Source organism: Streptomyces monashensis, assembly GCF_001866665.1.
Lineage (GTDB): Bacteria > Actinomycetota > Actinomycetes > Streptomycetales > Streptomycetaceae > Streptomyces > Streptomyces monashensis.
This window is the reverse complement of record NZ_MLYO01000013.1, coordinates 45,322-69,350: the sequence shown is the minus strand read 5'-3', so window position 1 is coordinate 69,350 and position 24,029 is coordinate 45,322. Positions and strand designations below refer to the sequence as shown.

Sequence of the window (24,029 nt, the reverse complement as noted above, 5' to 3'; positions counted from 1 at the left end):
CCGACGGTACGGCAGGCCGGGCCGCCCGCGCGCCGGGACCGCCGGCCCGAGCGGGCCGCCGCGGCGCCGGCGAGCCGGGGCCTGCGCGGCTGGTTGAGGCACAGAGGTCCACGCCCTGAACGCCGCTGAGCCCGGTATGTGACTCGCAGCGGGCCGCGGAGCCGGGCGCCGGTTCCCTACAGGGACCTGAACAGACCCTCCTGGACAACCGAGACCAGCAGCCGCCCCTGCAGGTCGTAGATGCGCCCGCGGGCCAGCCCGCGCCCACCCGTGGCGACCGGCGACTCCTGGTCGTACAGGAACCACTCGTCCGCGCGGAACGGCCGGTGGAACCACATCGCGTGGTCCAGCGACGCCATGTCGAAGTTCCGCGGACCCCACAGGGGTTCGACCGGGATGCGGACCGCGTCGAGGAGCGTCATGTCACTGGCGTAGGTCAGCGCGCACGTGTGGACCAGAGGATCGTCGCCGAGCGGTCCGACCGCGCGCATCCACACGGCGCTGCGCGGCTCGGCCCCCTGAATCTCCTCGGTGTTCCAGCGCAGCCGGTCGACGTACCGGATGTCGAAGGGCTGGCGGCGTGCCATCCGCTCCAACTGCTCGGGCAGCGCACCGAGGTGCTTGCGGATCTCCTCGGTGACCGTCGGCAGCGACTCCGGGGCCGGCACCTCGCGAGCCGGCGGCAGCTGGTGCTCGAACGGTCCTTCCTCAGGCTTGTGAAAGGAGGCGGTCAGATTGAAGATCGTGCGGCCCTGCTGTACGGCCGTAACCCGGCGTGTGGTGAACGACCGGCCGTCGCGGACCCGCTCCACCTGGTACACGATCGGCACGCCCGGGCGCCCCGGGCGCAGGAAGTACGCGTGCAGCGAGTGCACCGGGCGGTCGCCGTCCGTGGTGCGGCCGGCGGCGACCAGCGCCTGGCCCGCCACCTGGCCGCCGAAGACCCGCTGCAAGGACTCCTGCGGGCTGAGGCCACGGAAGATGTTGACCTCTATCTGCTCCAGGTCGAGCAGGTCGACCAGTCTCTCGGCCGGGTTCGTCATCGGTGGGTCTCTCCTTGGCTCGTACCTGGTCGAGAACGGCTCACAGCTGGCCGACTTCGGTGACGCGGACGACGGCGCGCCCCTCGGCGTCCGAGGCCGCGAGATCGACTTCCGCGCTAATGCCCCAGTCGTGATCGCCGTTCGGGTCGTCGAAGATCTGGCGGACGCGCCAGAGGCCGTTCTCCGGCTCCTCCTTGATGACCAACAGCTTGGGGCCCCGGGCATCGGGACCGGTGCCGAGATCTTCGTACTCGTCCCAGTACTTGTCCATCGCCTCGCCCCAGGCGTCGGCGTCCCAGCCGGAGTCGGCGTCCATCTCGCCGAGTTCCTCGACCTGGTCGAGGGCGGCCAGCTCCGCGCGGCGGAACATGGCGTTGCGGACCAGCACCCGGAAGGCGCGCGCGTTGGCGGTGACCGGCTTCACCTCGTCGGCCTTCTCCTGCGCCTCCTCGGCGGTCATCTCCTCCGGGTTGGCCAGCTGTTCCCACTCGTCGAGCAGGCTCGAGTCGACCTGGCGCACCATCTCGCCGAGCCACTCGATCAGATCCTGAAGGTCCTCGGACTTCAGGTCGTCCGGGATGGTGTGATCGAGTGTCTTGTAGGCGCTGGCGAGGTAGCGCAGCACGATGCCCTCGGTTCGGGCCAGCTCGTAGAAGGACACCAACTCCGTGAAGGACAGCGCCCGTTCGTACATGTCACGGATGACGGACTTGGGCGAGAGGGGGTGGTCGCCGACCCAGGGGTGGCTCTTGCGGTACGTGTTGTACGCGTGGAAGAGCAGCTCCTCCAGCGGCTTCGGGTACGTGATGTCCTGGAGGCGCTCCATGCGCTCCTCGTACTCGACGCCGTCCGCCTTCATCGCGGCCACGGCCTCGCCGCGCGCCTTGTTCTGCTGGGCGACGAGAATCTGCCGCGGGTCGTCCAGCGTGGACTCGACGACGGACACCATGTCGAGAGCGTAGGACGGCGACTCGGGGTCGAGGAGTTCGAACGCGGCGAGCGCGAACGTGGACAGCGGCTGGTTGAGCGCGAAGTCCTGCTGGAGGTCGACCGTGAGCCGGACGATGCGCCCCTCGGCGTCCGGCTTGTCGAGTTTCTCCACGATCCCGCCGTCAAGCAGCGAGCGGTAGATCGCGATGGCGCGGCGGATGTGCCGCAGCTGCTGCTTGCGCGGCTCGTGGTTGTCCTCCAGCAGATGACGCATCGCCTCGAAGGCGTTGCCGGGGCGGGCGATCACCGACAGCAGCATCGTGTGCGTCACCCGGAAGCGCGAGGTCAGCGGCTCGGGCTCGGAGGCGATCAGCTTCTCGAAGGTGTTGTCCGTCCAGGCGACGAAGCCCTCCGGTGCCTTCTTGCGCACCACCTTGCGCCGCTTCTTCGGGTCGTCGCCCGCCTTCGCCAGGGCCTTCTCGTTCTCGATGACGTGCTCGGGTGCCTGCGCCACGACGAGTCCGGCGGTGTCGAAGCCGGCCCGCCCGGCCCGGCCCGCGATCTGGTGGAACTCCCGGGCCCGCAGAGTGCGCACGCGGCTGCCGTCGTACTTGGTCAGCGCCGTGAACAGCACCGTGCGGATGGGTACGTTGACCCCCACGCCGAGCGTGTCCGTGCCGCAGATGACCTTCAGCAGGCCGGCCTGGGCGAGCTTCTCGACCAGACGGCGGTACTTGGGCAGCATGCCGGCGTGATGGACGCCGATGCCGTGCCGGACGTAACGGGAGAGGTTGCGGCCGAACTTGGTGGTGAAGCGGAAGTTGCCGATCAGCTCGGCGATCTGGTCCTTCTCCTCGCGCGAGCACATGTTGATGCTCATCAGGGCCTGCGCCCGCTCCACGGCCTGCGCCTGCGTGAAGTGCACGATGTAGACGGGGGCCTGCCTGCTCTCCAGCAGATCGGTCAGTGTTTCCGTGAGCGGGGTGAGCTCGTACTCGTAGGAGAGGGGTACCGGGCGGGTCGCCGAGCGGACCACCGCCGTGGGGCGGCCGGTGCGGCGGCTGAGGTCCTTCTCGAAGAAGGACATGTCGCCCAAAGTGGCGGACATCAGGATGAACTGCGCCTGGGGGAGCTCCAGCAACGGGATCTGCCACGCCCAGCCGCGATCCCCCTCGGCGTAGAAGTGGAACTCGTCCATGACGACCTGGCCGACGTCCGCGTCCTTGCCGTCGCGCAGTGCGATCGACGCCAGCACCTCGGCGGTGCAGCAGATCACCGGGGCATCGGCGTTCACGGAGGCGTCGCCGGTGAGCATGCCGACGTTCTCGGTGCCGAAGATCTTGCACAGCTCGAAGAACTTCTCGGACACCAGCGCCTTGATCGGAGCGGTGTAGAAGGTGACCTCGTCCCGGGCCAGCGCGGCGAAGTGCGCGCCCGCGGCGATCATGCTCTTGCCGGATCCGGTGGGCGTCGAGACGATCACGTTCGCCCCGGACACCACCTCGATCAGCGCCTCCTCCTGATGCGGGTAGAGGGTGAGGCCGCGCTCCTGCGCCCACGACTCGAAGGCTTCGTACAGGGCGTCGGGGTCGGCGGTCGGCGGCAGCTGATCGATGAGGGTCACGCCCCCATCTTGCCTGGCCTGGCCCCCGAGAGGGGAATCGGCTGCGACGACGAAGATCACGGCAGCTACGCTGTGTCGCCGACGCAGCGTCAGCGCACCGGGTCAACTGGACAGCGATACACGAGGAATGGGGCGGGAAGCGGCCATGATGGGACCAGCACACTCACTGTCGGGGGCCGCGGCCTGGCTCGGCGTCGGAGCGGCGGCCGCGGCGTACGGACACCCGATGCCCTGGCCCGTTCTTCTCGTCGGCGCGCTGATCTGCGCCGGCGCCGCGCTTGCCCCGGACCTCGACCACAAGGCGGCGACCATCTCGCGCTCCTTCGGGCCGCTCTCCCACTGGGTCTGCGAGATCGTCGACAAGCTGTCCTGGGCCGTCTACAAGGCGACGCGTATGAAGGGCGACCCGCGACGCAACGGCGGCCACCGCACGCTGACGCACACCTGGGTGTGGGCGGCTCTGCTCGGAGCCGGCGCCTCGGCAGCGGCGATCACGGGCGGTCGCTGGGCGGTGCTGGCGATTTTGTTCGTGCACATGGTGCTGGCGATCGAAGGCCTGCTGTGGCGGGCGGCCCGGGGTTCCAGCAGCGACATCCTCGTCTGGCTGCTGGCGGCGACCAGCGCGTGGATCCTCGCCGACATCCTGGACAAGCCGGGCAACGGCTCCGACTGGCTGTTCACCGCGCCGGACCAGCGGTACCTGTGGCTGGGTCTGCCGATCGTGCTGGGCGCGCTGGTGCACGACCTCGGGGACGCGCTGACCGTGTCCGGCTGCCCGATCCTGTGGCCCATTCCGGTGGGCCGCAAGCGCTGGTACCCGGTGGGGCCGCCGAAGGCGATACGGTTCCGGGCCGGCAGCTGGGTGGAGCTGAAGGTCCTTATGCCCGTGTTCATGCTGCTCGGCGGGGTGGGCTGCGCCGCCGCACTCAATGTGATCTGACGACGGGCCCGGCCCGGGCGTGGGCGCGGGGCAGGCTCTGCGGCTGGTCCCGCCGCTCCGGCCCGGAGGGGCCGGGGCCCTCCCGGTCAGCCTGCCTCGCCGGACTCCGCTCCGCCGTACCGGCGCTCGAAGCGGGCGATGCGGCCCTCGGTGTCGACCGTGCGGGCCTTGCCCGTGGAGAAGGGGTGGCTCTCCGAGGAGATCTCCACGTCGATCACGGGGTAGCTCTCGCCGTCGTCCCACTCGATGGTCTGATCGCTCTGAGCCGTGGACCGGGTCAGGAACGCGTATCCGGCAGCGCGGTCGCGGAAGACCACGGGGTGGTAGTCGGGGTGCTTGTCCTGCTGCATGGCGGCTCCTCGTGCGGGTCAGCCGGACAGGGAGTCCTCGTCGACGATGTGCATCGCCGCCTCTTCGGCGGAGGCGGCGGCACCGTCGATGCCGACGTCGGTGGCGAGCAGGGCGGCCTCGTCGTCCTCGTGAGCACCCTCGTCGGGGGCGACCAGTCGGCCGGAGCGGCGGTCGCCGACCTCGTTGTCCAGGAGTTCCCCGTCGGTGCCGTCGCAGTCGCCGATGCCGTCCCCGTCGGCAGTGGCGAGGTCGGGCTGCTCCTCGGCGAGCCGCTGGTCCAGGGTTTCGCCCGCCTGGCGCTCGGCGGCCGTCACACCCGTGTGTTCCACCGCCCACGGCCGCTCGGGAGGGGACCAGCCACGGTCGAGCGGGTCGTCGACGCCGTCGAAGTCAAGTGTGTCCTCGACGTCGAGGACCCCCGAGTCCTCCCGGATCTCCGAGGGATCGGGCTGGTAGACGTCGTCCCCCCAGCTGTCGGCGCTGTCCACGAGTACCTCCGGGTGATGAGGACGGCCGCGTACCACCGCACGGGGCGGCGGGCCGCCGACACGTGCGGCACGGGTGCCACACGCCGCGAACCAGACGGTTCGTCGACGCTCCCCGAACCGGTGCCGCTCTCCAGCCTTCCACCCCGGCTCGGGACCGCGCAACGGCACGGGCCCCGGCGGAGGCCTGCGCGCGAAGACGAGTGCCCGGCAGGGCCCACCGAGACGCGTCCCGCCGCGTCCCGATCCCCTCATGTCTTGGCTGGGGCAGGACCCATGGCGGGCCGGTGCACCGGGGCCCGGCCGGTCCGGGCTCCGGCTGTGGCGGCATGCGCCTCGGAGTGGTCGGCCCCGGCCCGGGCGCCCCGCAACCCGGGAGCCGAAGCCCCCTCGGGCCCGGAAGCCATCCCGGTCCCAGACAGCCGGGGCGGCCGAGACGTCGGGAGCACCATGATCGGGGCGACCGGTACCGGCAGTGGATGCCTCACCGCGGTACCGGTCGGCGGCCGCTCCGGCGGGTCCTCATCCGTGCCAGGAGCGCCACAGGGCCGCGTACGCGCCGTCGGCCGTGACCAGCTCGTCATGGCTGCCCAGCTCGCTGATGCGGCCGTTCTCCACGACAGCGATCACGTCGGCGTCGTGGGCGGTGTGCAGGCGGTGGGCGATGGCGACCACCGTGCGCCCGTCCAGGACGCGGGCCAGGGAACGCTCCAGATGACGGGCGGCACGCGGGTCGAGCAGCGAGGTCGCCTCGTCCAGGACCAGCGTGTGCGGATCGGCCAGCACCAGCCGGGCCAGCGCGATCTGCTGGGCCTGTGCCGGGGTGAGCGTCAGGCCGCCCGAGCCGACCTCGGTGTCCAGGCCGCCGTCCAGGGCTCGCGCCCAGCCGTTGGCGTCGACCGCCCCGAGTGCCGCCCACAGCTCGGCGTCGGTGGCTGTGGTGCGGGCCAGCAGGAGGTTGTCACGCAGGGAGCCGACGAAGACGTGGTGCTCCTGGTTGACGAGGGCGACGTGCGAGCGGACGCGTTCGGCCGGCATGTGGGACAGCTCGGCGCCGCCCAGGGTGATCGTGCCGTCCCGGGGCGCGTAGATCCCGGCCAGCAGCCTGCCCAGCGTGGACTTGCCGGCCCCCGATGGACCGACCAGGGCCAGCCGGGTGCCCGGCGCGACCTCCAGCGAGACCTCGCGCAGCACGTCGACGCCCTTGCGGTAGCCGAAGTGCACGCGGTCGGCGGACACCTCCCGCCCTTCGGGATCCAGCGAGGCGTCCCCGGCATCCGGTTCGATGTCCCGCACACCGACCAGCCGGGCCAGCGACACCTGGGCGACCTGCACCTCGTCGTACCAGCGCAGGATCAGGTTCACCGGGTCGACCAGCATCTGCGCGATCAGGGCACCGGTGGTCAGCCGGCCCACATCGATCCAGCCCTGCAGAACGAAGACCCCGCCGACCATGAGGACCGAACCGAGGACGATGATATGGACGGCGTTGATGACCGGGAACAGCACGGAGCGCAACCACAGGGTGTAGCGCTCCCAAGCCGTCCACTCCTTGATCCTCCGCTCCGACAGCGCGACGCGGCGGGCGCCCAGGCGGTGCGCCTCGATGGTGTGGCCCGCGTCCACGGTCTCGGCGAGCGCGGCGGCGACGGCGGCGTACCCGGCGGCCTCGGAGCGGTAGCCGGAGGGCGCCCGTTTGAAGTACCAGCGGCATCCGGCCAGCAGCACCGGGACGGCGAGCAGCACGGCGGCCGCCAGGGGCGGGGCCGTCACGACGAGCCCGCCGAGCAGCAGCAGTGCCCACACGACACCGATCGCCAGCTGCGGCACGGCCTCGCGCATCGCGTTGGCCAGCCGGTCGATGTCGGTCGTGATACGGGAGAGCAGGTCGCCGGTGCCCGCCCGTTCCAGTACGCCCGGCGGCAGCCCGACGGAGCGGACGAGGAAGTCTTCGCGCAGGTCGGCCAGCATCCGCTCGCCGAGTACCGCACCCCGCAGCCGCACCTGGCGTACGAACACGGCCTGGACGGCCAGCGCGAGCGCGAACAGCCCGATGGTCAGGCCTAGTTGGAGATCCCTCGAGCGGTCGGACACCCGCTCGACCAGGCCGCCGAGCAGGTACGGACCCACCATGGAGGCGATCACGGCGACCGTGTTGACGGCGACGAGCAACAGGAAGGCCCGCCGGTGCCGGCGGAACAGCTCGGTGACGTAGGCGCGCACGGTCGCGCTCGCGCCGACGGGCAGGGTGGTGGCGGTCGTCGGGGCCGCCGGGTCGTACGCCGGTGGCGCAACGCCGATCATGCGCTCTCCTCGATCTCTTCCAGCTCCTGGAAGGTGTCCAGCAGGACCTCTTCGTCGGTCGCGGCCAGTTCCTCGTCCGTCTCCCGTGTCACCACCGCGCGGTACCGCGGCTCGCTGTCGACCAGGTCGCGGTGCACGCCGACCGTCACGACCTCGCCCTCATGGACCAGGGCGACCCGGTCCGCGCGGTCGAGCAGCAGCGGCGAGGACGTGAAGACCACGGTCGTCCGGCCGGAGCGCAGCCGCTGGAGCCCGTCCGCGATCCGGGCCTCGGTGTGCGAGTCGACCGCGGAGGTCGGCTCGTCCAGCACCAGCACTTCGGGATCGGTCACCAACGACCTGGCCAGCGCGAGCCGTTGGCGCTGGCCGCCGGAGAGGGAGCGGCCACGCTCGGTGATGCGGGCGTCCATCGGGTCGGCAGCGTCCACCGATCCCTGGACGAGCGCGTCCAGCACGTCGGCGCACTGCGCCGCGGCCAGGGCTTCCTCGGCCGGCACTGCCGCGGAAGCGGGCACGTCGAGCAGTTGGCGCAGGGTGCCGGAGAGCAGCACCGGGTCCTTGTCCTGGACGAGGACGGCGGTCCGGGCGCTGTCCAGGGGAAGTTCGTCCAGGGCGACCCCGCCGAGCAGCACCGAGCGGCCCGGCTCGGCGGGGTGGCCGCCCAGACGTTCCGCCAGGCGTCCGGCCGCGTCGGGATCGCCGCACACGACGGCGGTGAGCCGGCCGGCGGGAGCGAGCAGCTTGGTCTCGGGGTCGTACAGATCCCCGGTCGGCACTTCGGCCGCGCGGGTGCCGTCGGTGGCCGTGGGCCGCTCGAGTGACAGCACCCGTGCCGCCCGTTTGGCCGACGGGCGGGAGAAGGAGTACGCCATGGCGATTTCCTCGAAGTGCCGCAGCGGGTAGTTGAGCACCATGACCGCGCTGTAGACGGTGACGAGTTCGCCGACCGTGATCCGGCCCTGACGGGCCAGATGGATGCCGTGCCAGACGACGGCGATGAGCAGCAGCCCGGGCAGCAGTACCTGGATGGCGGAGATCAGTGACCACATCCGGGCGCTGTGCACGGCGGCGTGCCGTACTTCCTGCGAGGCCCGGCGGTAGCGGTCGAGGAACAGTTCCTCGCCGCCGATGCCGCGCAGCACGCGCAGTCCGGCGACCGTGTCCGAGGCCAGTTCGGTGGCCCGGCCCGCCTTCTCGCGCTGCACATCGGCGCGGCGCGTGGCCCGGGGCAGCAGCGGCAGCACGGAGACGGCGACGATCGGCAGTCCGATCGCGACGACCACGCCCAGGGCGGGCTGATAGACGAGGAGGCCGACACCGACCACGACGACCGTGAGCGCTGCGGCGGTGAACCGGGAAATCGCCTCGACGAACCAGCCGATCTTCTCGACGTCGCCGGTGGACACGGCCACCACTTCGCCGGCGGCGACCCGCCGGGTCAGGGCGGAGCCGAGCTGAGAGGCCTTGCGGGCCAGCAGTTGCTGGACCCGGGCGGCGGCCGTGATCCAGTTGGTGACGGCGGCCCGGTGCAGGAAGGTGTCGCCGAGGGCGACGCCCGTGCCGCACAGCAGCATCAGACCACCCGTCAGGGCGAGCCGGGTGCCGGAGCGGTCGGCGACGGCCTGCACGGCCAGGCCGACACAGAAAGGCAGGGCTGAGACGGAGACGAAGTGGAGCAGGCCCCAGGTGAGTGACTTCAGCTGTCCGCCGAGTTGGTTGCGCCAGAGCCACCACAGGAATCGAGGGCCCGAACGCGTGTCCGGTACCCCCGGATCGGAATACGGAAGGTCTTGAATCTGCATGACGTCCCAGTGGCTCGTGTCAGGGAGGGGAGGCGGAGGGATGTGCCAACAAGCCGTGAAAGGTTCGCGTCGCAGAGTGGTGAATTTCAAACGGTTTTTCCGATGGGCCGGCCGAATCAACCGGCTTCCGGCCATCGGGACCTCGAGGCCGGGGCGAGGCTGACATCCACGCAGGCCGCCCGGTCGTCCTCGGCGGCAGGGTGATCCGGTCCTGTGCAGGTCACCCGAGCTGTGCTGTCAGCCAACCTGGTGAAAGGAGTGTATTAGTCACATTATCGATCGTCATGTGATGACACGATGGCCCTGTGAAGATCTACAGCGTGCGGCTCGTGGCGGCCGCGGTGACCTTCGGGGCTGTCCTGGCGACCCTTTCCGGGTGCGGCGGCGACGGACCGTCCGGCCCTGTCGACGCCGGCGGTGCGCAGGGTCTCCGTGCTCCGGGCGTGGCGGCGCTGCCCGCGACCGATCCGACCCGCATTCCGGACGTCGGTGAGCGCCTCCAGCGTCGGATCCCCGCCGACACCGGTCAGGTCCTCGTGGTGTACGGCCAGGGCGAGAACTCACCCGATTCCACAGCCGTGTTCTACATGAAGGAGGGTCCGGAGTGGCGGCGCGTGGCCCGTTGGGCCGCCCACAATGGCCGGAAGGGCTGGACCGTGGAGCACTATTCGGGCGACGACCGCAGCCCTGTCGGTGTGTTCGGTCTCACCGATGCGGGTGGTGTGCTCGACGATCCCGGCAGCAGGCTGCCGTACGACCAGGACTACGTGGCCTACGCGCCGACGGTCAACGCCGTGGCCTACGACCACGTCTTCGACTACGTCATCGCGATCGACTACAACCGCCTGCCGGGTACCGTCCCGCACGACCCCACCCGTCCGCTGGGCGAGGAGAGGGGTGGCGGTATCTGGCTGCACCTCGATCACGGCGACGGTACGTCCGGTTGTGTCAGCCTGCCCAAGGGGGCGATGAAGTTCCTGCTGCGCACGCTCGACCCGGCCCGGCATCCGATGATGGTGATGGGGGACGAGAGGGAATTGCGCGCCTGACGCGACGAGGCGTCATTGCGGGGTGGGGTCGACTGCCCGTAGAACACGGCCATGAGAAGACGGATAGTCATGTCCATGCTCGCCGGAGTGGCCCTCCTGGCAAGCGCGCTCTTCGGCACCGGCGCCGGCACCGCTCAAGCGGCCGACGTGCCCACCGAGTTCGGAACCGACTGGCACGACCCGGTTACCGCCGCACCGCCTGTCGACCGGCCGCACACCACGTCGTGTCATGTCACCCTGGCCGACGCCCGGTTCCGCGACTTCACGCCCTATCGCGGCACGTACGCCCCGCCCCAGGGCTGCGGCGACCACTGGAGCAAGGTCGTCCTGAGCCTCGACGGCAAGGTGAAGGGCCGCCAGTACGACAGGCTCGGCTATCTGCATGTCGGCGGGGTCGAGATCCTGCGCACCTCCACCCCGGAGCCCTCGCCCGACGGCATCGCGTGGCACGTCGAGAAGGACGTCACTCGCTACAGCGACACCTTTCGCAGCCCGCAGGACGTCGAGATGCTGATCGGCAACGTGGTGGACGGCACGTACACCGGCGTCATCGACGTGCACGTCACGCTGACCTTCTACGCGGGCCGCCCCGCCGAGCGCACCCCCGACCGGGTCCTCACCCTCGCGGACACTCCGAACGGCACGACCCTCACCACCCCTCGCAACAGCGAGCGCATCGTCGCCGAGGTGTACGCGACCGGTTCGGGCGGCGGCTGCGAGGAGTTCTGGTATCTGACCGTGGCCGACCCGGCCTCGTACTCCTGCAAGGCCGATCACGGTCCCTATCGCGAGGTGCAGGTCAAGGTCGACGGCCGACTCGCCGGAATCGCCGCGCCGTTCCCGAACGTCTGGACGGGCGGCTGGTCCAACCCCTTCCTCTGGTACGTCATCCCGGCGCAGGGCGCCTTCGACGTGCGGCCCATCCAGTACGACCTCACGCCCTTCGCGGGCCTGCTGAACGACGGCCGCCCGCACCACGTCGAGGTCTCCGTCGTCGGCGTGCCCGCGGGGCAGTCGGGCTGGAGCACGCCGGTGAACGTACTGGTCTGGCAGGACGCGCACCGTGCCCAGGTCACCGGCGCGCTCACCGCGGACACGGCGACGGACCTCGTCAACTCCTCCACGTACACCCCGGGTTCGGAGAACCGGGTGAACACCCGGGCCGGACACCGGCTCACCGTCTCCGGATACCTGGACACCTCGCACGGCCGCGTGACGACGACCGTCAGCCGCACCCTCGCCAACACCTCCGTGCACCGGTGGACCGAGGGTGAGAACACGGACGGACTGGACGCGACCTGGACCGACGACGAGACGGTCACCACCGGCGGACACACCCCCGCCGGTGCGACGCACACACGGCGGACGTACACCCTGAACGGCACGACGACCATCGGGTCGGACAACCGGCTGCGCACGGTGCTGACGCTCGGCGACCGTGCGTCGGTGACGCGGCGGCAGGACGGCCGGAGCGTCGCGTGGTCGTGGCTCGACGACACCTACAGCGGCGACGCGGCGTACACGGTCAACGTCCCGCGCGAGCAGCGGCACGCGGTCGGCACATCCGGCGAGCGCTACCGCCGCTACGGCTCCGACGGCTGCTACGACCGTTCGCTGGCCACGGCTCAAGGGGTGCTGACGGAGGACCGCGAGCGGTGCTGAGCACGGCCGTGCGGGATGTGCCACGCACAGGATGATGTGCGCGGCTGTGACACGGGCGCCTCGGGAGGTACCGGCGGCGCCACCCGGATGATCGGCATTCGGAGCCGCCTTCTGCATCGCAGAAGTCCCGTTCGGCTTCCGCGAGTCGGACGTTGCCCGGGAGTGCCCGTGCCGCAGTCCGTCGGGAGGAGAGCGCAGAGCGGCCGGGGTGGAAGCCGTGGTGCCGATCCGGCGGCAAGGGGGGTAGGCCCTGACGGCGGGGTGGGTGCCGTCGTCAGCAGCTCTTGGCCGACTCTCCGTCGATCAGCGTGTCCAGCAGTACGCCGAGCACCTCGCGCTCCTTCTCGGTCAGCGGGGCCAGTATCTCCTCGGCCGCCGAGCGGCGCGCGCCGCGCAGTTCGCGCAGGGTCGCGCGCCCCTCGTCGGTCAGCTCGATCCGGGTCACGCGTCGGTTCGCGGGATCCGCCGCCCGTCGTACCTTCCCGCTCGCCTCCAGCCCGTCGACCAGCGTCGTGACCGCGCGCGGCACCACCTCCAGGCGCTCGGCCAGGTCGGCCATGCGCGGCGGCGAGGGGTAGTGCGCGAGGGTGCGCAGCAGCCGGGACTGGGCAGGGGTGACGCCCAGATCGCGCCGCTCCAGGTGGTGCTTCTGGATGCGGTGCACACGTCGGGTGAGCCGCAGCAGTTGCTCGGCGAGCAGGCCGTCGGAATCGGGGGTGCTCATGCGGGAACAATATCAGGACGACATTCATTGTGAGTATAGGTAACAATGAGCTATGATCAGTCGGTCATCGTCGGCCGGTTCCTTACCGGCCCCCGTCCATCTCCGTAGGAGCCCATGCATCCCGACCGTGAAACGTCCTGGACCCCACCTGCCGACGCCAAGGAGCAGCCCCGGCAGGTCCGCCGCATCCTGAGGCTCTTCCGTCCCTACCGCGGGCGGCTCGCCGTCGTAGGCCTGCTGGTCGGCGCAGCCTCACTGGTCTCGGTGGCCACGCCGTTCCTGCTGAAGGAGACCCTCGACGTCGCCATTCCCCAGGGTCGCACCGGCCTGCTGAGCCTGCTCGCGCTCGGCATGATCCTCAGTGCGGTCCTGTCCAGCGTCTTCGGCGTGCTCCAGACGCTGATCTCGACCACCGTCGGCCAGCGCGTCATGCACGACCTGCGCACGGCCGTGTACGGCCGGCTCCAGCGCATGTCGCTCGCCTTCTTCACCCGCACCCGCACCGGCGAGGTGCAGTCCCGCATAGCCAACGACATCGGTGGCATGCAGGCCACCGTCACCTCCACGGCCACCTCCCTGGTCTCCAACGCCACCAGCGTCGTCGCCACGATCGTCGCGATGGTCGCGCTCGACTGGCGGCTCACGATCGTCTCGTTGCTCCTGCTCCCGGTGTTCGTCTGGATCAGCCGCCGCGTGGGCAACGAACGCAAGAAGATCACCACGCAGCGCCAGAAGCAGATGGCCGCCATGGCCGCCACGGTCACCGAGTCGCTCTCGGTCAGCGGCATCCTGCTCGGCCGCACCATGGGCCGGTCGGACTCGCTGACCGCGTCCTTCGCCGACGAGTCCGAGAGCCTGGTCGACCTCGAGGTGCGGTCGAACATGGCCGGGCGCTGGCGCATGGCCGTGATCACGATCGTCATGGCCGCGATGCCGGCCGTCATCTACTGGACCGCAGGTCTGGCCCTCCAGTTCGGCGGCCCGAAGGTCTCGCTCGGGACCATCGTCGCCTTCGTCTCGCTCCAGCAGGGTCTGTTCCGCCCGGCCGTGAGCCTGCTCGCGACCGGCGTCCAGATCCAGACCTCCCTCGCGCTCTTCCAGCGCATCTTCGAGTACCTCGACCTGCCGATCGACATCACCGAGCGCGAGCGGCCCGTTCACCTCGACCAGATCAAGGGCGAAGTCCGGCTGGAAGACGTCGAGTTCCGCTATGACAGCGACGACAAGATCCGCCCGGTCCTCGACGCCATCGACATCACCGTGCCCGCGGGCACCGGCCTCGCCGTCGTCGGCCCCACCGGCGCTGGCAAGTCCACGCTCGGCTATCTGGTGCCCCGGCTCTACGACGTCACCGGCGGCCGCGTCACGCTGGACGGCGTCGACGTCCGCGACCTCGACTTCGACACCCTCGCCCGCGCGGTCGGCGTCGTCTCGCAGGAGACGTACCTCTTCCACGCCACCGTCGCCGACAACCTCCGCTTCGCCAAGCCGGACGCCACCGACGAGGAACTGCACGCGGCGGCCGAAGCGGCGCAGATACACGACCACATAGCCGCGCTGCCCGACGGCTACGACACCGTCGTCGGTGAACGTGGCCACCGCTTCTCCGGCGGCGAGAAGCAGCGTCTCGCGATCGCCCGCACCATTCTGCGCGATCCGCCGGTCCTCATTCTCGACGAGGCGACCAGCGCGCTCGACACCCGTACGGAGGCCGCGGTCCAGGAGGCCATCGACGCCCTGTCCGCCGACCGGACCACGATCACCATCGCCCACCGTCTGTCCACGATCCGGGACGCCGACCAGATCGTGGTGCTGGACTCCGGCCGCGTCGCCGAACGCGGCACGCACGAGGAACTGCTGGATCGGGACGGGCGGTATGCCGCCCTGGTGCGCCGGGACGCACAGCTGGAGCCGGCCGGCTGAACCCGGAAGCAGGGGCCATCAGAGTTCTCGGCCTTCCGCCAGCAGGCTGTCATCGTCGCCGGTTTCGCCCAGATCGAGATCGAGGTCGAGGTCATGACGAAGACGGACATGGGCACGGTGCAAGGTCGTCCGGGTCGTTGTCGACCGGCGGGACCGCGACCGCGGAACGCCGTTGCAGAGGGACGCCACCGCTTCTCCGCCGACCGCACGACGCACACGCGCACCATGGCGGAGTGCGGCGACCTCCACCAGGATGAGGAGGCATCGCCAGTCGTACGGTGTCTTGCGCCTTACGCGGCGACCGGCTGCTCCTCGGACAGCAGCCGCCTGATGTCCCGTACGGCGGAGCGTCCGGCCCGGTTGGCGCCGACGGTGCTGGCCGAGGGGCCGTAGCCGACGAGGTGGACACGGGGATCGGCGACGGCCCGGGTGCCCTCGACCCGGATCCCGCCGCCCGGCTCGCGCAGCCGCAGCGGCGTGAGGTGGTCCAGCGCGGCCCGGAACCCGGTGGCCCACAGAATGACGTCGGCGGCGACACGGCGGCCGTCGCTCCACTCCACCCCGTCCGGGGTGATCCGCTCGAACATCGGCTGCCGGTCCAGGACCCCGTCAGCGAGGCCCTGCCGGACGGCGTCGTTCAGGGGCAGCCCGGTGACGGAGACCACGCTGCGCGGCGGCAGTCCCCGGCGCACCCGCTCCTCCACCCGCGCGACCGCTTCCCGGCCCGCCTCCTGGTCGAACGGCCCCTCGCGGAACACCGGAGGCCGACGGGTGACCCAGGTGGTCGCGGCCGCGTAGGGGGCCAGCTCCAGCAGATGCTGGGTGCCCGAGGCGCCGCCGCCCACGACCACGACCCGCTTCCCGGCGAACTCCTCGGGACCGGCGTACTGCGCGGTGTGCAACTGCCGCCCCAGGAAGGTCTCCTGGCCGGGATAGCGAGGCCAGAAGGGCCGGTCCCACGTGCCGGTCGCGTTGATCAGCGCCCGCGTGGACCAGGTGCCCGCCGAGGTCTCCACGGACAGCCGGCCGCCGTCGTCCTGCCTGACGGCCAGGACGTCGACGGGCCGCCGCACCCGAAGGCCGAAGGCGCGCTCGTAGCGGTCGAAGTACGCGCCGATGACCTCCGCCGACGGCCGCGCCGGATCGGCGTCCGTCAGCTCCATGCCGGGCAGCGCGTGCATTCCGTGCACCTTGCCGTACGTCAGTGAGGGCCACCGGAACTGCCAGGCGCCGCCCGGCGCGGGGGAGTGGTCGAGCACCACGAAGTCACGGTCCGGCTCGAAGCCGGTGCGCCGCAGGTGATAGGCGCTGGACAGTCCGGCCTGACCGGCCCCGATGACGACAACCTCGGCCTCGCGCAATTCGTTCACGCTTCTACTAACTGGGGAGGGGGCAGGGATCTTCCCGGGCCGCAACCGCCGATGCGGCCGCAGTTCGCGCCGGAGCTCGCATGTCAGGACGGAGGCGCTCGTACCCCGTCCGGTCTTCATCGAGGTCTTCCGTGCCCCAGCCCGTCGGTCGCGTGCCACAGCGGTGCAATGCACGGTCCAATCGGGCGCCCATCCCGGCCATCGCACGCCAGGAACTCGGACGGAACCCCGACATCACCCTGGAGGAACCGGCCCACGCCTCCGGTGTCGTCGGACGCACTCTCTTCGGGCACTTCCCCGCGCGTGCGGCGCCCCTGGAAGCGCTCGCCCACTCCCAGTACCACGGCATCGTGCTGCCTGCTGTACGAACTGCTTCCCCTCCGCACGCCGTTCACCGGCCAGCCACCGATGGAGGTCATGCTCCGGCACCTCCGGGGCGGACCTCGGCTGCCGCGTCTGTGCAACCTCGACGTCGAGCCCCGGGGTGGACGCGATCGTCCTGCGCGCGCTGACGAAGGACCGCGCGAGCCGCTGTCAGTCCGCCCAGCCGAAGGGTCGCGTCTTCGCGCGGAGCCCCTTGAGCGGGAGACGCACCAAGGGCGGCCGAGGAAAGGGAGAGGGCGACCGTGCCGGACCTCGTCGGCGTGACCGTGATGTGCGCCTCCGGGAGCCAGGTTCAGCCGGGTGCGGCGATCGACGTCCAGGTCGCCAAGGCCGTGCGGGCCCACCACTGCCTTCCGTCGCCCCGGACCTGGCCGCCCGCCCGGAGACGGCGGCCCGAGCCTCGCCGCCGACAGGGGCGGGCCGGACCCCGTCCCCGCTTCGGCCCGCCCGACTCGCCCCGGCCGCACGGACGGCCGCGCTGGGGCTGTCCCGGGCAGTGCGGGGCGCGGCTGACGGACGCGTCCGCGCCGCGAGGGGAGCCGTGCACAGGCGCCTCGCGTCGTCCGCGCGGAGGTGCGGCACGGCCTGCTCACATCACGGACCCGCACCGCCCGGCCCTCCTGCCGGGGTCAGCCCCTGGCCGGTGTCGTCGACGGGGGCAGGCCGGCGTTGAAGCGGGTGTCCACGAAGTCGCCGAAGTCCACCTTCCTCGGGATCAGCCTCAACTCGGTGAAGGCGTCGGCGATCTGCTGCTCGGAGGCGACGAGCGGCTTGTCGACGGCGACGGCGACCCGTGTGGAGTTGGTCCGCTTCACCGAGTCCAGCGCCACGTCGTACGGCAGCCCGGTGTCCTCGGCCCACACCTTGGCCCACACCTGCTGATGGTCGTGGACCCAGGCCGTCGCCCGTCGCAGCCGGGTGAGGTAGTCCTTGATGGCGGCGGCCTTCTTCGTGTCCTTCAGCGCGGAGGGTGCGGCCACCTGGAAGGTGAGCCCGTTGGTGACGCCCTCGCCCGTGGTCAGCACACGGCCCTTCCCGGCCCGCAGGATCTGGGAGGTGTACGGGTCCCAGACCGCCCATGCGTCGACCTTGCCCGAGGTGAACGCGGCGAGTGCGTCGGCCGGTTGGAGGTACTTGACCTTGACGTCGGACAGGCTGAGCCCTGCCGCCCTGAGCGAGGCGATCAGCTGGTAGTGCGCGGACGAGCCCTGCGCCACGGCGACGGACCTGCCCTTGAGCTGCTTCGGGCCGGCGAGCTTGGAGTCGTTGGGCACGAGGATCGCGTCGCCCTTGGACGTGCCGTGCCAGGCGGCCACGACGGAGATCTTCGAACCGGCGCCGGCCGCGAAGACGGGCGGGGTGTTGCCGACGCCGCCGATGTCGACGGCCTGCGCGTTGACGGCCTCCAGCAGGGGCGGGCCGGAGGTGAAGGTGGACCACTTGATCTTGTAGTCCAGGTTCTTCAGCTCTCCCGCGGCGCGCAGGACCGCCTCGGAACCGCCCTTCTGATCACCGACGTCGAGGGTGACCGACCCCGTGCCGTCGGTGTCGGTGCTCGCGGACGAGTTCCCGCCGCAGGCCGTGAGCAGGAGCGCGAAGGGGAGGAGGGTTGCGGCGGGGACGAGTCGTCGTCGCATGACGGTTCCGTTCATGTGCGGAGGGGAAGCGAGTGCAGGGGGATGCGGGTGTGTACCGGAGGATCAGGCGGCTTCGGCCGCGGTGTTGACGCCGAGCCGTTCCAGCAGACCGGCGCGGAGCGCGGCGAAGCGGGGGTCGGTGATCTCGCGCGGCCGGTCGACGTCGATGTGCTGCTCGTGGGCGATGCGGCCGTCGTCCATCACCAGGACGCGGTCGGCGAGCAGGACGGCCTCCTCGACGTCATGAGTGACCAGCAGTACGGCGCAGCCGCGGCGCTGCCACAACTCCCCGACCAGGCGCTGGGCCTTGATCCGGGTGAGCGCGTCGAGCGCGCCGAACGGCTCGTCGAGCAGCAGCAGATCGGGCTCGCGGACCAGGGCGCGGGCGAGGGAGGCGCGCTGGGCCTCGCCGCCGGACAGCGTCCTCGGCCAGGCGTCGACGCGGTGGCCGAGCCCTACCTCGTCCAACGCCTGCTCGGCGACGTTGCGTTCGGGCCTGCCGGGCAGACCGAGCAGGACGTTGCGCCAGACCTTCTTCCAGGGCATCAGCCGAGGCGCCTGGAAGGCGACGGCCCTGCGCCGCGGGACCAGTGCGGTGCCCTGGATGTCGCGGTCGAGCCCGGCGAGGATGCGCAGCAGCGTCGACTTGCCGCAGCCGCTGCGGCCGAGCAGGGCGACGAACTCGCCGGGCGCGATGTCGAGACGCAGGCCGTCGATGACGGTTCGGCCGTCGAAGGAGCGGGTGAGCCCCTCCACGTGCACGGCCCGGGTCGTCGCAGGGGTCACCGGCCGGTGAACGTCGGTCGCCATTGCAGCAACACCCTTTCGAGAGAACGGACGACGAAGTCGGCGAGCAGGCCGAGGAAGGCGTAGACGATCAGGCAGACCACGATCACGTCGGTCTGCAGGAAGTCCCGTGCCTGCACCATCAGGAAGCCGATGCCGGAGTCGGCGTTGACCTGCTCGGCGAAGACCAGCGCGAGCCAGGCGATACCGAGGGAGTAGCGCAGCCCGGTCAGCGCGCCGGGCAGCGCACCCGGAAGGACGACGTGCCGTACCAGCCCCCAGCGGGACAGCCCCAACGACTCGCCCGCCTCGATGAGTTGGGAGTCGACGCCGCGGATGCCGGCGTACACGTTGAGGTAGAGCGGGAAGGTCACGCCGAGGGTGATGATGGCGATCTTCGGGGCCTCGCCGATGCCGAACCAGATGATGAACAGCGGGATGAGACCGACGAACGGCACCGTCCGCAGCATCTGCACGGGCGCGTCCACCACGTCCTCGCCGATCCGGAACAGCCCGGAGACCAGGGCGAGTCCGGTGCCGGCCGAGGTGCCGAAGAGCAGCCCGAGCGCCACGCGCCGGAGCGAGGTTCCCATGGCCGACGGCAGTGACCCGTCACTGATCAGGTCCCAGCCGACCTGTGCGATCCGGCCCGGCGAGGCGAGTACGTCGGGCGTCAGGACGCCGGTGGCGCTGAGGAGTTGCCACAGGGCGAGCAGCAGGATCGGGCCTGTGGTGCGGCGCAGCCAGCGGGGGACGGGCAGGTTGCGGGCGGAGGCGGGGACGACGGGCTGGAGGTCGAGGTCGGTGGCGTCCGCCCGCGCCGCCTCGCCGGACTCGGACTTGGATATACGCGAAATATCGGGGTCGGGGGCGTTGGGCGGGGCATGGCTGATGCTCATAAAGGCTCCGCGGGGAGAGGGTGAGCGAAGGAGAGGGGAGGGGGCGCGTCTCAGGTCCGTCCCGGAAGCTGGTCACCGTCGTACGAGAGCAGCCGGACCAAGGGGAGACGGGTGCGCGGAATCGACGGCGAAGCGCGCCGGAGAGTGGGAGGGTGCGGTGGAAAAGGGCGTCAGCAGCCGCGGCGACACGCGGCGGAGGCCACCCACAGCAGGTCGATGTGACCACGCGTGGTGAGCAGGGCTGAACGCAACATGCGGCTGAACGTAGCCAGATGTTCGGTCCACGGTCAACGGTGTCTCGTCCTGTGGACCATGGATATCACCAGCCGATCGCGCCGCTGAGGCGAAGCCCGGCGTATGGGCCAGGATGGGGGCATGCCAGATGCCTTCACCACCCGAACGCTGCACGTCGCCACCGGCACGCAGGAGCGCGTCGTCGACCTCACCTCTGAGTGCGACGACTTCCTGCGCGAGGCGGCGGCGGGCCGCGACGGGCTGCTCAATGTCTTCACCCCGCACGCGACCGCAGGGATCGCGGTCATCGAGACCGGCGCGGGCAGCGACGACGACCTTCTCGCCGCCCTGCACACCCTGCTCCCCGCCGACGACCGCTGGCAGCACCGTCACGGCAGCCCCGGCCACGGCCGCGACCACGTCCTGCCGGCCGTCGTCCCGCCGCATGCGACCCTCCCCGTCATCGCCGGCCGGCTGGCGCTGGGCACCTGGCAGTCGGTGTGCCTGGTCGACACGAACAAGGACAACCCCGACCGTCAGGTGCGTCTGTCGTTCCTCGGATAGTTCCGAGGCGGGTTCCCGGCCTGCCGACGCGCTGCCGCGCCGCCGCACCGGTCCGCTCCAGAGCCCCGAGTACTCGGCCAAGGGGCGAACAAATGCCCAGTAACGTACGGTGTGATGGACGCAGCAAGCCGGGCCCGCCGTGACGGAAGTGGCTACGCAGCGCGCGGTGACCCCGGCTCGTCCAGGCCGGAGGAAGAAGCATGACCATACGCGTCCGGCAGCAGCCCAGGAACCGCCGCTGCTCAGCCCTGCGCACCAAGGTCCCGTTGGTCACCCTGGCGCTCGCCGTCGCGGGCTGTGGTTCGTCGGCAGCGCCAGGGGCGGCACCCGAATCCCCCCGAACCCCCGCTGCCAGCCATGGCCCACCGACCCCGGGTACCGCCAGCGCACTGCCGGGCCGTACCCGTGCCGATGCGGCCCCGGCCACCGCGAGCGCCAGCACGTCGGCGCCCGCCGCCACCTGCACCGACCGATACCTGTCGGGCATGACCACCGCTCAACGGGTCGGACAGCTCCTCATGGGAGGAATCTCCGCTTCCCAGCCCGATCAGGCCCAGCTGCGCATCCTGCGCGACAACCATGTGGGATCCGTCATGCTGACGGGCCGCAGCACCGCCGGTACGACGGCGACTAGAAAGCTCGTCGACGGTTTCCGAGGCCAGGCGGACCAGGTCGCCGGCAGGCGGGTCGGGCTGCTGGTCTCGACCGACCAGGAGGGCGGCCGGGTGCAAGTGCTGAGTGGTCCCGGCTTCTCGGCCATGCCCAGCGGCCTGACCCAGGGCAGCTGGCCGACGGCGACGCTGCGTACCCAGGCCGCCGCATGGGCCGGCGAGCTCAAGGCCGCCGGGCTCGACCTGAACCTGGCACCGGTCGCCGACGTGGTCCCGGCCGCGCTGGGCGCCCGCAACATACCCATCGGTTCCTTCCAGCGGGAGTACGGCCATACCCCGGACGTCGTGACCTCCCACACCGGCGCCTTCGCCGCCGGCTTCGCGCAGTCGGGCGTGATGACGACGCTCAAGCACTTTCCCGGGCTCGGGCAGGTGATCGGCAACACCGACACCACCGCCAACGTCGTCGACTCGGTGACGACCGCCGACAGCCCCAGCCTCACACCGTTCCGCGCCGGGATCCAGGCCGGATCACCCTTCGTGATGATCTCGTCGGCCACCTACACCAAGATCGACCCCAACCACCTGGCGGCCTTCTCGCCGACGGTCATCGATCATCTGCTGCGCGGCCAACTCGGCTTCAAGGGCGTGGTCATCTCGGACGACCTCGGCAACGCGGTCGCGGTGCGGTCCTTCACCCCTACCCAGCGGGCCGTGAACTTCATCGCGGCGGGCGGAGACATGATCCTCACGGTGCAGCCGAGCACCATACCCGCGATGGCGCAGGGCATCCAGACCCGGATGGGACAGGACGCGTCGTTCCGGGCCAAGGTCGACGACAGCGTGCGCCGGATACTCGACGCCAAGCACAACGCGGGCCGACTCGACTGCGGTTGAGGAGCATCGAGGCATAAACCCGTTGTGCGAAGCGGCATTTCGTGGCCTGTTCCCGAGGCCGGTACGGTCTGGTTCATGGAGTGGAAATTTCAGACGGCCGAAGGACTCGCGACTGCCTTGCGTGCCGGTGAAGTGAGCTCGGTGGAACTGACCGACGAGGCGATCGCCCGCATCGAGCGGGACGACACAGCGGTCAACGCGATCTGTGTGCCGGACTTCGACCGCGCACGGGCCGCCGCGCGCGATGCCGATCAGGCGCGCGCCCGCGGCGAAGTCGGTGAGGACCGGCCGCTGCTGGGCATTCCGGTGACGGTCAAGGAGTCCTACAACATCGCCGGGCTGCCCACGACCTGGGGCATACCGCTGCACCGGGACTACCTGCCGTCCGAGGACGCGGTGCAGGTGTCGCGGCTCAGGGCGGCGGGCGCGGTGGTGCTCGGCAAGACCAATGTGCCCTTGGGGCTGCAGGACATACAGAGCTTCAACGAGATCTACGGCACCACCAGCAACCCGTGGGACCACGGTCGCACACCCGGTGGATCCTCCGGCGGCTCGGCGGCGGCACTGGCGTCCGGATTCGGAGCGCTGTCCATCGGCTCCGACATGGCCGGTTCGTTGCGCACCCCCGCGCATTTCTGCGGCGTCTACGCACACAAGCCGACACGGGGGCTGGCGGCGACCCGCGGTATGGTCCCGCCGTCCGCGCCGGCCCTGCCGACCGATCCTGACCTCGCCGTCGTCGGACCGATGGCGCGCAGCGCCCGCGACCTCATGCTCCTGCTCGACGTCATGGCCGGACCGGACCCCCTGACGCTCGGTGTGGCGCACGATGTCAGGCTGCCGCCCGCGCGCCACGAGCGGCTCCGCGACTTCCGGGTCCTGGTCCTCGACGAGCATCCGTTCATTCCGACCGGGTCCGCCGTGCGGGCGGGCGTGGACCGGGTGGCCCAAGCGCTTGCCGACGGCGGTGCCCGCGTCGAACGGCACAGTCCGCTGCTGCCGGACCTGGACGAAGCCGCGCTGCTCTACACGCAGTTGGTGGTCTCGGGCTCCGTCGCGCGTTTTCCCGTCGAGGCGCAGGAGCGGCTGCGGACCCGCGTCGCCGCGCTGGGCGCGGACGACCGGAGTCTCGATGCGGCGCGGCTGCGCGGCATGGTGCTCAGCCACCGCGACTGGATCGAGGCCGACACCCGTCGCGAGCTCCACCGTCACCGGTGGCGGCAGCTCTTCGCCGAGTTCGACGTCGTGGTGTCTCCCATCACGCCCACTCCCGCGTTCCCGCACGACCACAACCCCGATCCGGGGGAACGCCGGATCGACATCGACGGCGTCGAGCATCCGTACCTCGACCAGCTCGTCTGGGCCGGTGTGGCCACCATGCCCGGCCTGCCCGCCACCGCCGTACCGGCGGGCCGGTCCCCCGAGGGGCTGCCGGTGGGAGTGCAGCTCATCGGGCCGATGTACGAGGACCGCACGCCGCTGCGGCTGGCCGAACTGCTGGAGCAGAGGATCGGCGGCTTCCAGGCACCCGAATGCGAGACCGGAGCCTGAAGCCGGTGCCTTGTTTCACTTGGCCACGCCCTGTGCAATCTGGAGGTTCACCTTCCAAGATGAAAGTAGTACAAGCTCGCGTACTCTGCTAAACTTACCGGTAGTTGCAGTTGTGGTTCCCGAAACTTCAAGTGCCTCGGCGGCCGTATGCCGCCGGGCATTTTTGTTTATCCGGTGCTCATCCGGACGGGGTTCATCGTGGCAACGCAGGGGTTCACACGGTGTGAACCCGCGGGCACTGCCCCCAAGGAGATGTGAC

General features: G+C 70.7%; 18 protein-coding genes and 1 pseudogene. 8 read left to right on the top strand and 11 right to left on the bottom strand.

Annotation, left to right across the window (positions count from 1 at the left end; genetic code table 11):
• Positions 1–176 precede the first annotated feature (176 nt).
• Both BIV23_RS06765 and BIV23_RS06760 read right to left on the bottom strand, forming a co-directional pair.
• Positions 177–1,043, bottom strand: a complete 867-nt coding sequence (locus tag BIV23_RS06765; RefSeq protein ID WP_071379823.1) for an acyl-CoA thioesterase — start codon at positions 1,041–1,043, stop codon at positions 177–179.
• Between the two features lie 40 nt (positions 1,044–1,083).
• Positions 1,084–3,597, bottom strand: coding sequence for a DEAD/DEAH box helicase (locus BIV23_RS06760; RefSeq protein ID WP_071379822.1), 2,514 nt, complete (start codon positions 3,595–3,597; stop codon positions 1,084–1,086).
• 145 nt (positions 3,598–3,742) lie between these two features.
• Between BIV23_RS06760 and BIV23_RS06755 the strand changes: the two genes are divergently transcribed.
• Entirely contained in the window at positions 3,743–4,537 is a 795-nt protein-coding gene (locus tag BIV23_RS06755; RefSeq protein ID WP_071379821.1) for a metal-dependent hydrolase, read from the top strand.
• 86 nt (positions 4,538–4,623) lie between these two features.
• Here the strand turns inward: BIV23_RS06755 and BIV23_RS06750 are convergent, their stop codons facing one another.
• From BIV23_RS06750 to BIV23_RS06735, 4 genes are all read right to left on the bottom strand, one after another.
• Positions 4,624–4,887, bottom strand: coding sequence for a type B 50S ribosomal protein L31 (locus BIV23_RS06750; RefSeq protein ID WP_071379820.1), 264 nt, complete (start codon positions 4,885–4,887; stop codon positions 4,624–4,626).
• Positions 4,888–4,905: 18 nt separating this feature from the next.
• Complete coding sequence (locus tag BIV23_RS06745) at positions 4,906–5,376, bottom strand: DUF5709 domain-containing protein (protein ID WP_071379819.1); 471 nt, start codon at positions 5,374–5,376, stop codon at positions 4,906–4,908.
• A gap of 519 nt (positions 5,377–5,895) precedes the next feature.
• Positions 5,896–7,677 (bottom strand): ABC transporter ATP-binding protein, encoded by a 1,782-nt coding sequence (locus BIV23_RS06740; RefSeq protein WP_071379818.1) that lies wholly within the window; start codon positions 7,675–7,677, stop codon positions 5,896–5,898.
• On the bottom strand, positions 7,674–9,479 hold the full coding sequence (locus BIV23_RS06735) for an ABC transporter ATP-binding protein (protein WP_071379817.1): 1,806 nt from the start codon (positions 9,477–9,479) through the stop codon (positions 7,674–7,676). Before BIV23_RS06735 ends, BIV23_RS06740 begins: the two co-directional genes overlap by 4 nt.
• A gap of 305 nt (positions 9,480–9,784) precedes the next feature.
• Here BIV23_RS06735 and BIV23_RS06730 point away from each other — a divergent pair, with 305 nt between their 5' ends.
• Positions 9,785–10,528, top strand: a complete 744-nt coding sequence (locus BIV23_RS06730; RefSeq protein ID WP_245790400.1) for a hypothetical protein — start codon at positions 9,785–9,787, stop codon at positions 10,526–10,528.
• A gap of 51 nt (positions 10,529–10,579) precedes the next feature.
• The gene (locus BIV23_RS06725) at positions 10,580–12,190 is read left to right on the top strand and encodes a peptide-N4-asparagine amidase (protein WP_177239751.1); all 1,611 of its coding nucleotides are present in this window, start codon (positions 10,580–10,582) and stop codon (positions 12,188–12,190) included.
• Positions 12,191–12,464: 274 nt separating this feature from the next.
• Here the strand turns inward: BIV23_RS06725 and BIV23_RS06720 are convergent, their stop codons facing one another.
• Positions 12,465–12,914 carry a MarR family winged helix-turn-helix transcriptional regulator gene (locus BIV23_RS06720; RefSeq protein ID WP_071374442.1) on the bottom strand — a complete coding sequence of 150 codons (450 nt, stop codon included), beginning with the start codon at positions 12,912–12,914 and terminating at the stop codon, positions 12,465–12,467.
• 114 nt (positions 12,915–13,028) lie between these two features.
• Between BIV23_RS06720 and BIV23_RS06715 the strand changes: the two genes are divergently transcribed.
• Positions 13,029–14,837, top strand: a complete 1,809-nt coding sequence (locus BIV23_RS06715; protein ID WP_071379815.1) for an ABC transporter ATP-binding protein — start codon at positions 13,029–13,031, stop codon at positions 14,835–14,837.
• Positions 14,838–15,127: 290 nt separating this feature from the next.
• Here BIV23_RS06715 and BIV23_RS06710 read toward each other — a convergent pair whose 3' ends face one another.
• The gene (locus tag BIV23_RS06710) at positions 15,128–16,207 is read right to left on the bottom strand and encodes an NAD(P)-binding domain-containing protein (RefSeq protein WP_071379814.1); all 1,080 of its coding nucleotides are present in this window, start codon (positions 16,205–16,207) and stop codon (positions 15,128–15,130) included.
• 80 nt (positions 16,208–16,287) lie between these two features.
• Here BIV23_RS06710 and BIV23_RS51585 point away from each other — a divergent pair.
• Positions 16,288–16,536: pseudogene (locus BIV23_RS51585) on the top strand (hypothetical protein); the annotation flags it as partial.
• A gap of 684 nt (positions 16,537–17,220) precedes the next feature.
• Here the strand turns inward: BIV23_RS51585 and BIV23_RS06705 are convergent.
• The 3 genes from BIV23_RS06705 to BIV23_RS06695 form a co-directional block, all read right to left on the bottom strand.
• Positions 17,221–18,228 (bottom strand): ABC transporter substrate-binding protein, encoded by a 1,008-nt coding sequence (locus BIV23_RS06705; RefSeq protein ID WP_177239758.1) that lies wholly within the window; start codon positions 18,226–18,228, stop codon positions 17,221–17,223.
• A gap of 63 nt (positions 18,229–18,291) precedes the next feature.
• Entirely contained in the window at positions 18,292–19,038 is a 747-nt protein-coding gene (locus tag BIV23_RS06700; protein ID WP_071379812.1) for an ABC transporter ATP-binding protein, read from the bottom strand.
• Entirely contained in the window at positions 19,011–19,913 is a 903-nt protein-coding gene (locus tag BIV23_RS06695) for an ABC transporter permease (RefSeq protein ID WP_071379811.1), read from the bottom strand. Before BIV23_RS06695 ends, BIV23_RS06700 begins: the two co-directional genes overlap by 28 nt.
• 375 nt (positions 19,914–20,288) lie before the next feature.
• On the opposite strand from BIV23_RS06695, the gene BIV23_RS06690 reads away from it, so the two are divergent.
• From BIV23_RS06690 to BIV23_RS06680, 3 genes are all read left to right on the top strand, one after another.
• On the top strand, positions 20,289–20,711 hold the full coding sequence (locus tag BIV23_RS06690) for a secondary thiamine-phosphate synthase enzyme YjbQ (protein ID WP_071374449.1): 423 nt from the start codon (positions 20,289–20,291) through the stop codon (positions 20,709–20,711).
• Between the two features lie 485 nt (positions 20,712–21,196).
• The gene (locus tag BIV23_RS06685) at positions 21,197–22,219 is read left to right on the top strand and encodes a glycoside hydrolase family 3 N-terminal domain-containing protein (RefSeq protein ID WP_245790398.1); all 1,023 of its coding nucleotides are present in this window, start codon (positions 21,197–21,199) and stop codon (positions 22,217–22,219) included.
• Positions 22,220–22,294: 75 nt separating this feature from the next.
• Entirely contained in the window at positions 22,295–23,770 is a 1,476-nt protein-coding gene (locus tag BIV23_RS06680) for an amidase (RefSeq protein WP_071379809.1), read from the top strand.
• Positions 23,771–24,029 lie beyond the last annotated feature (259 nt).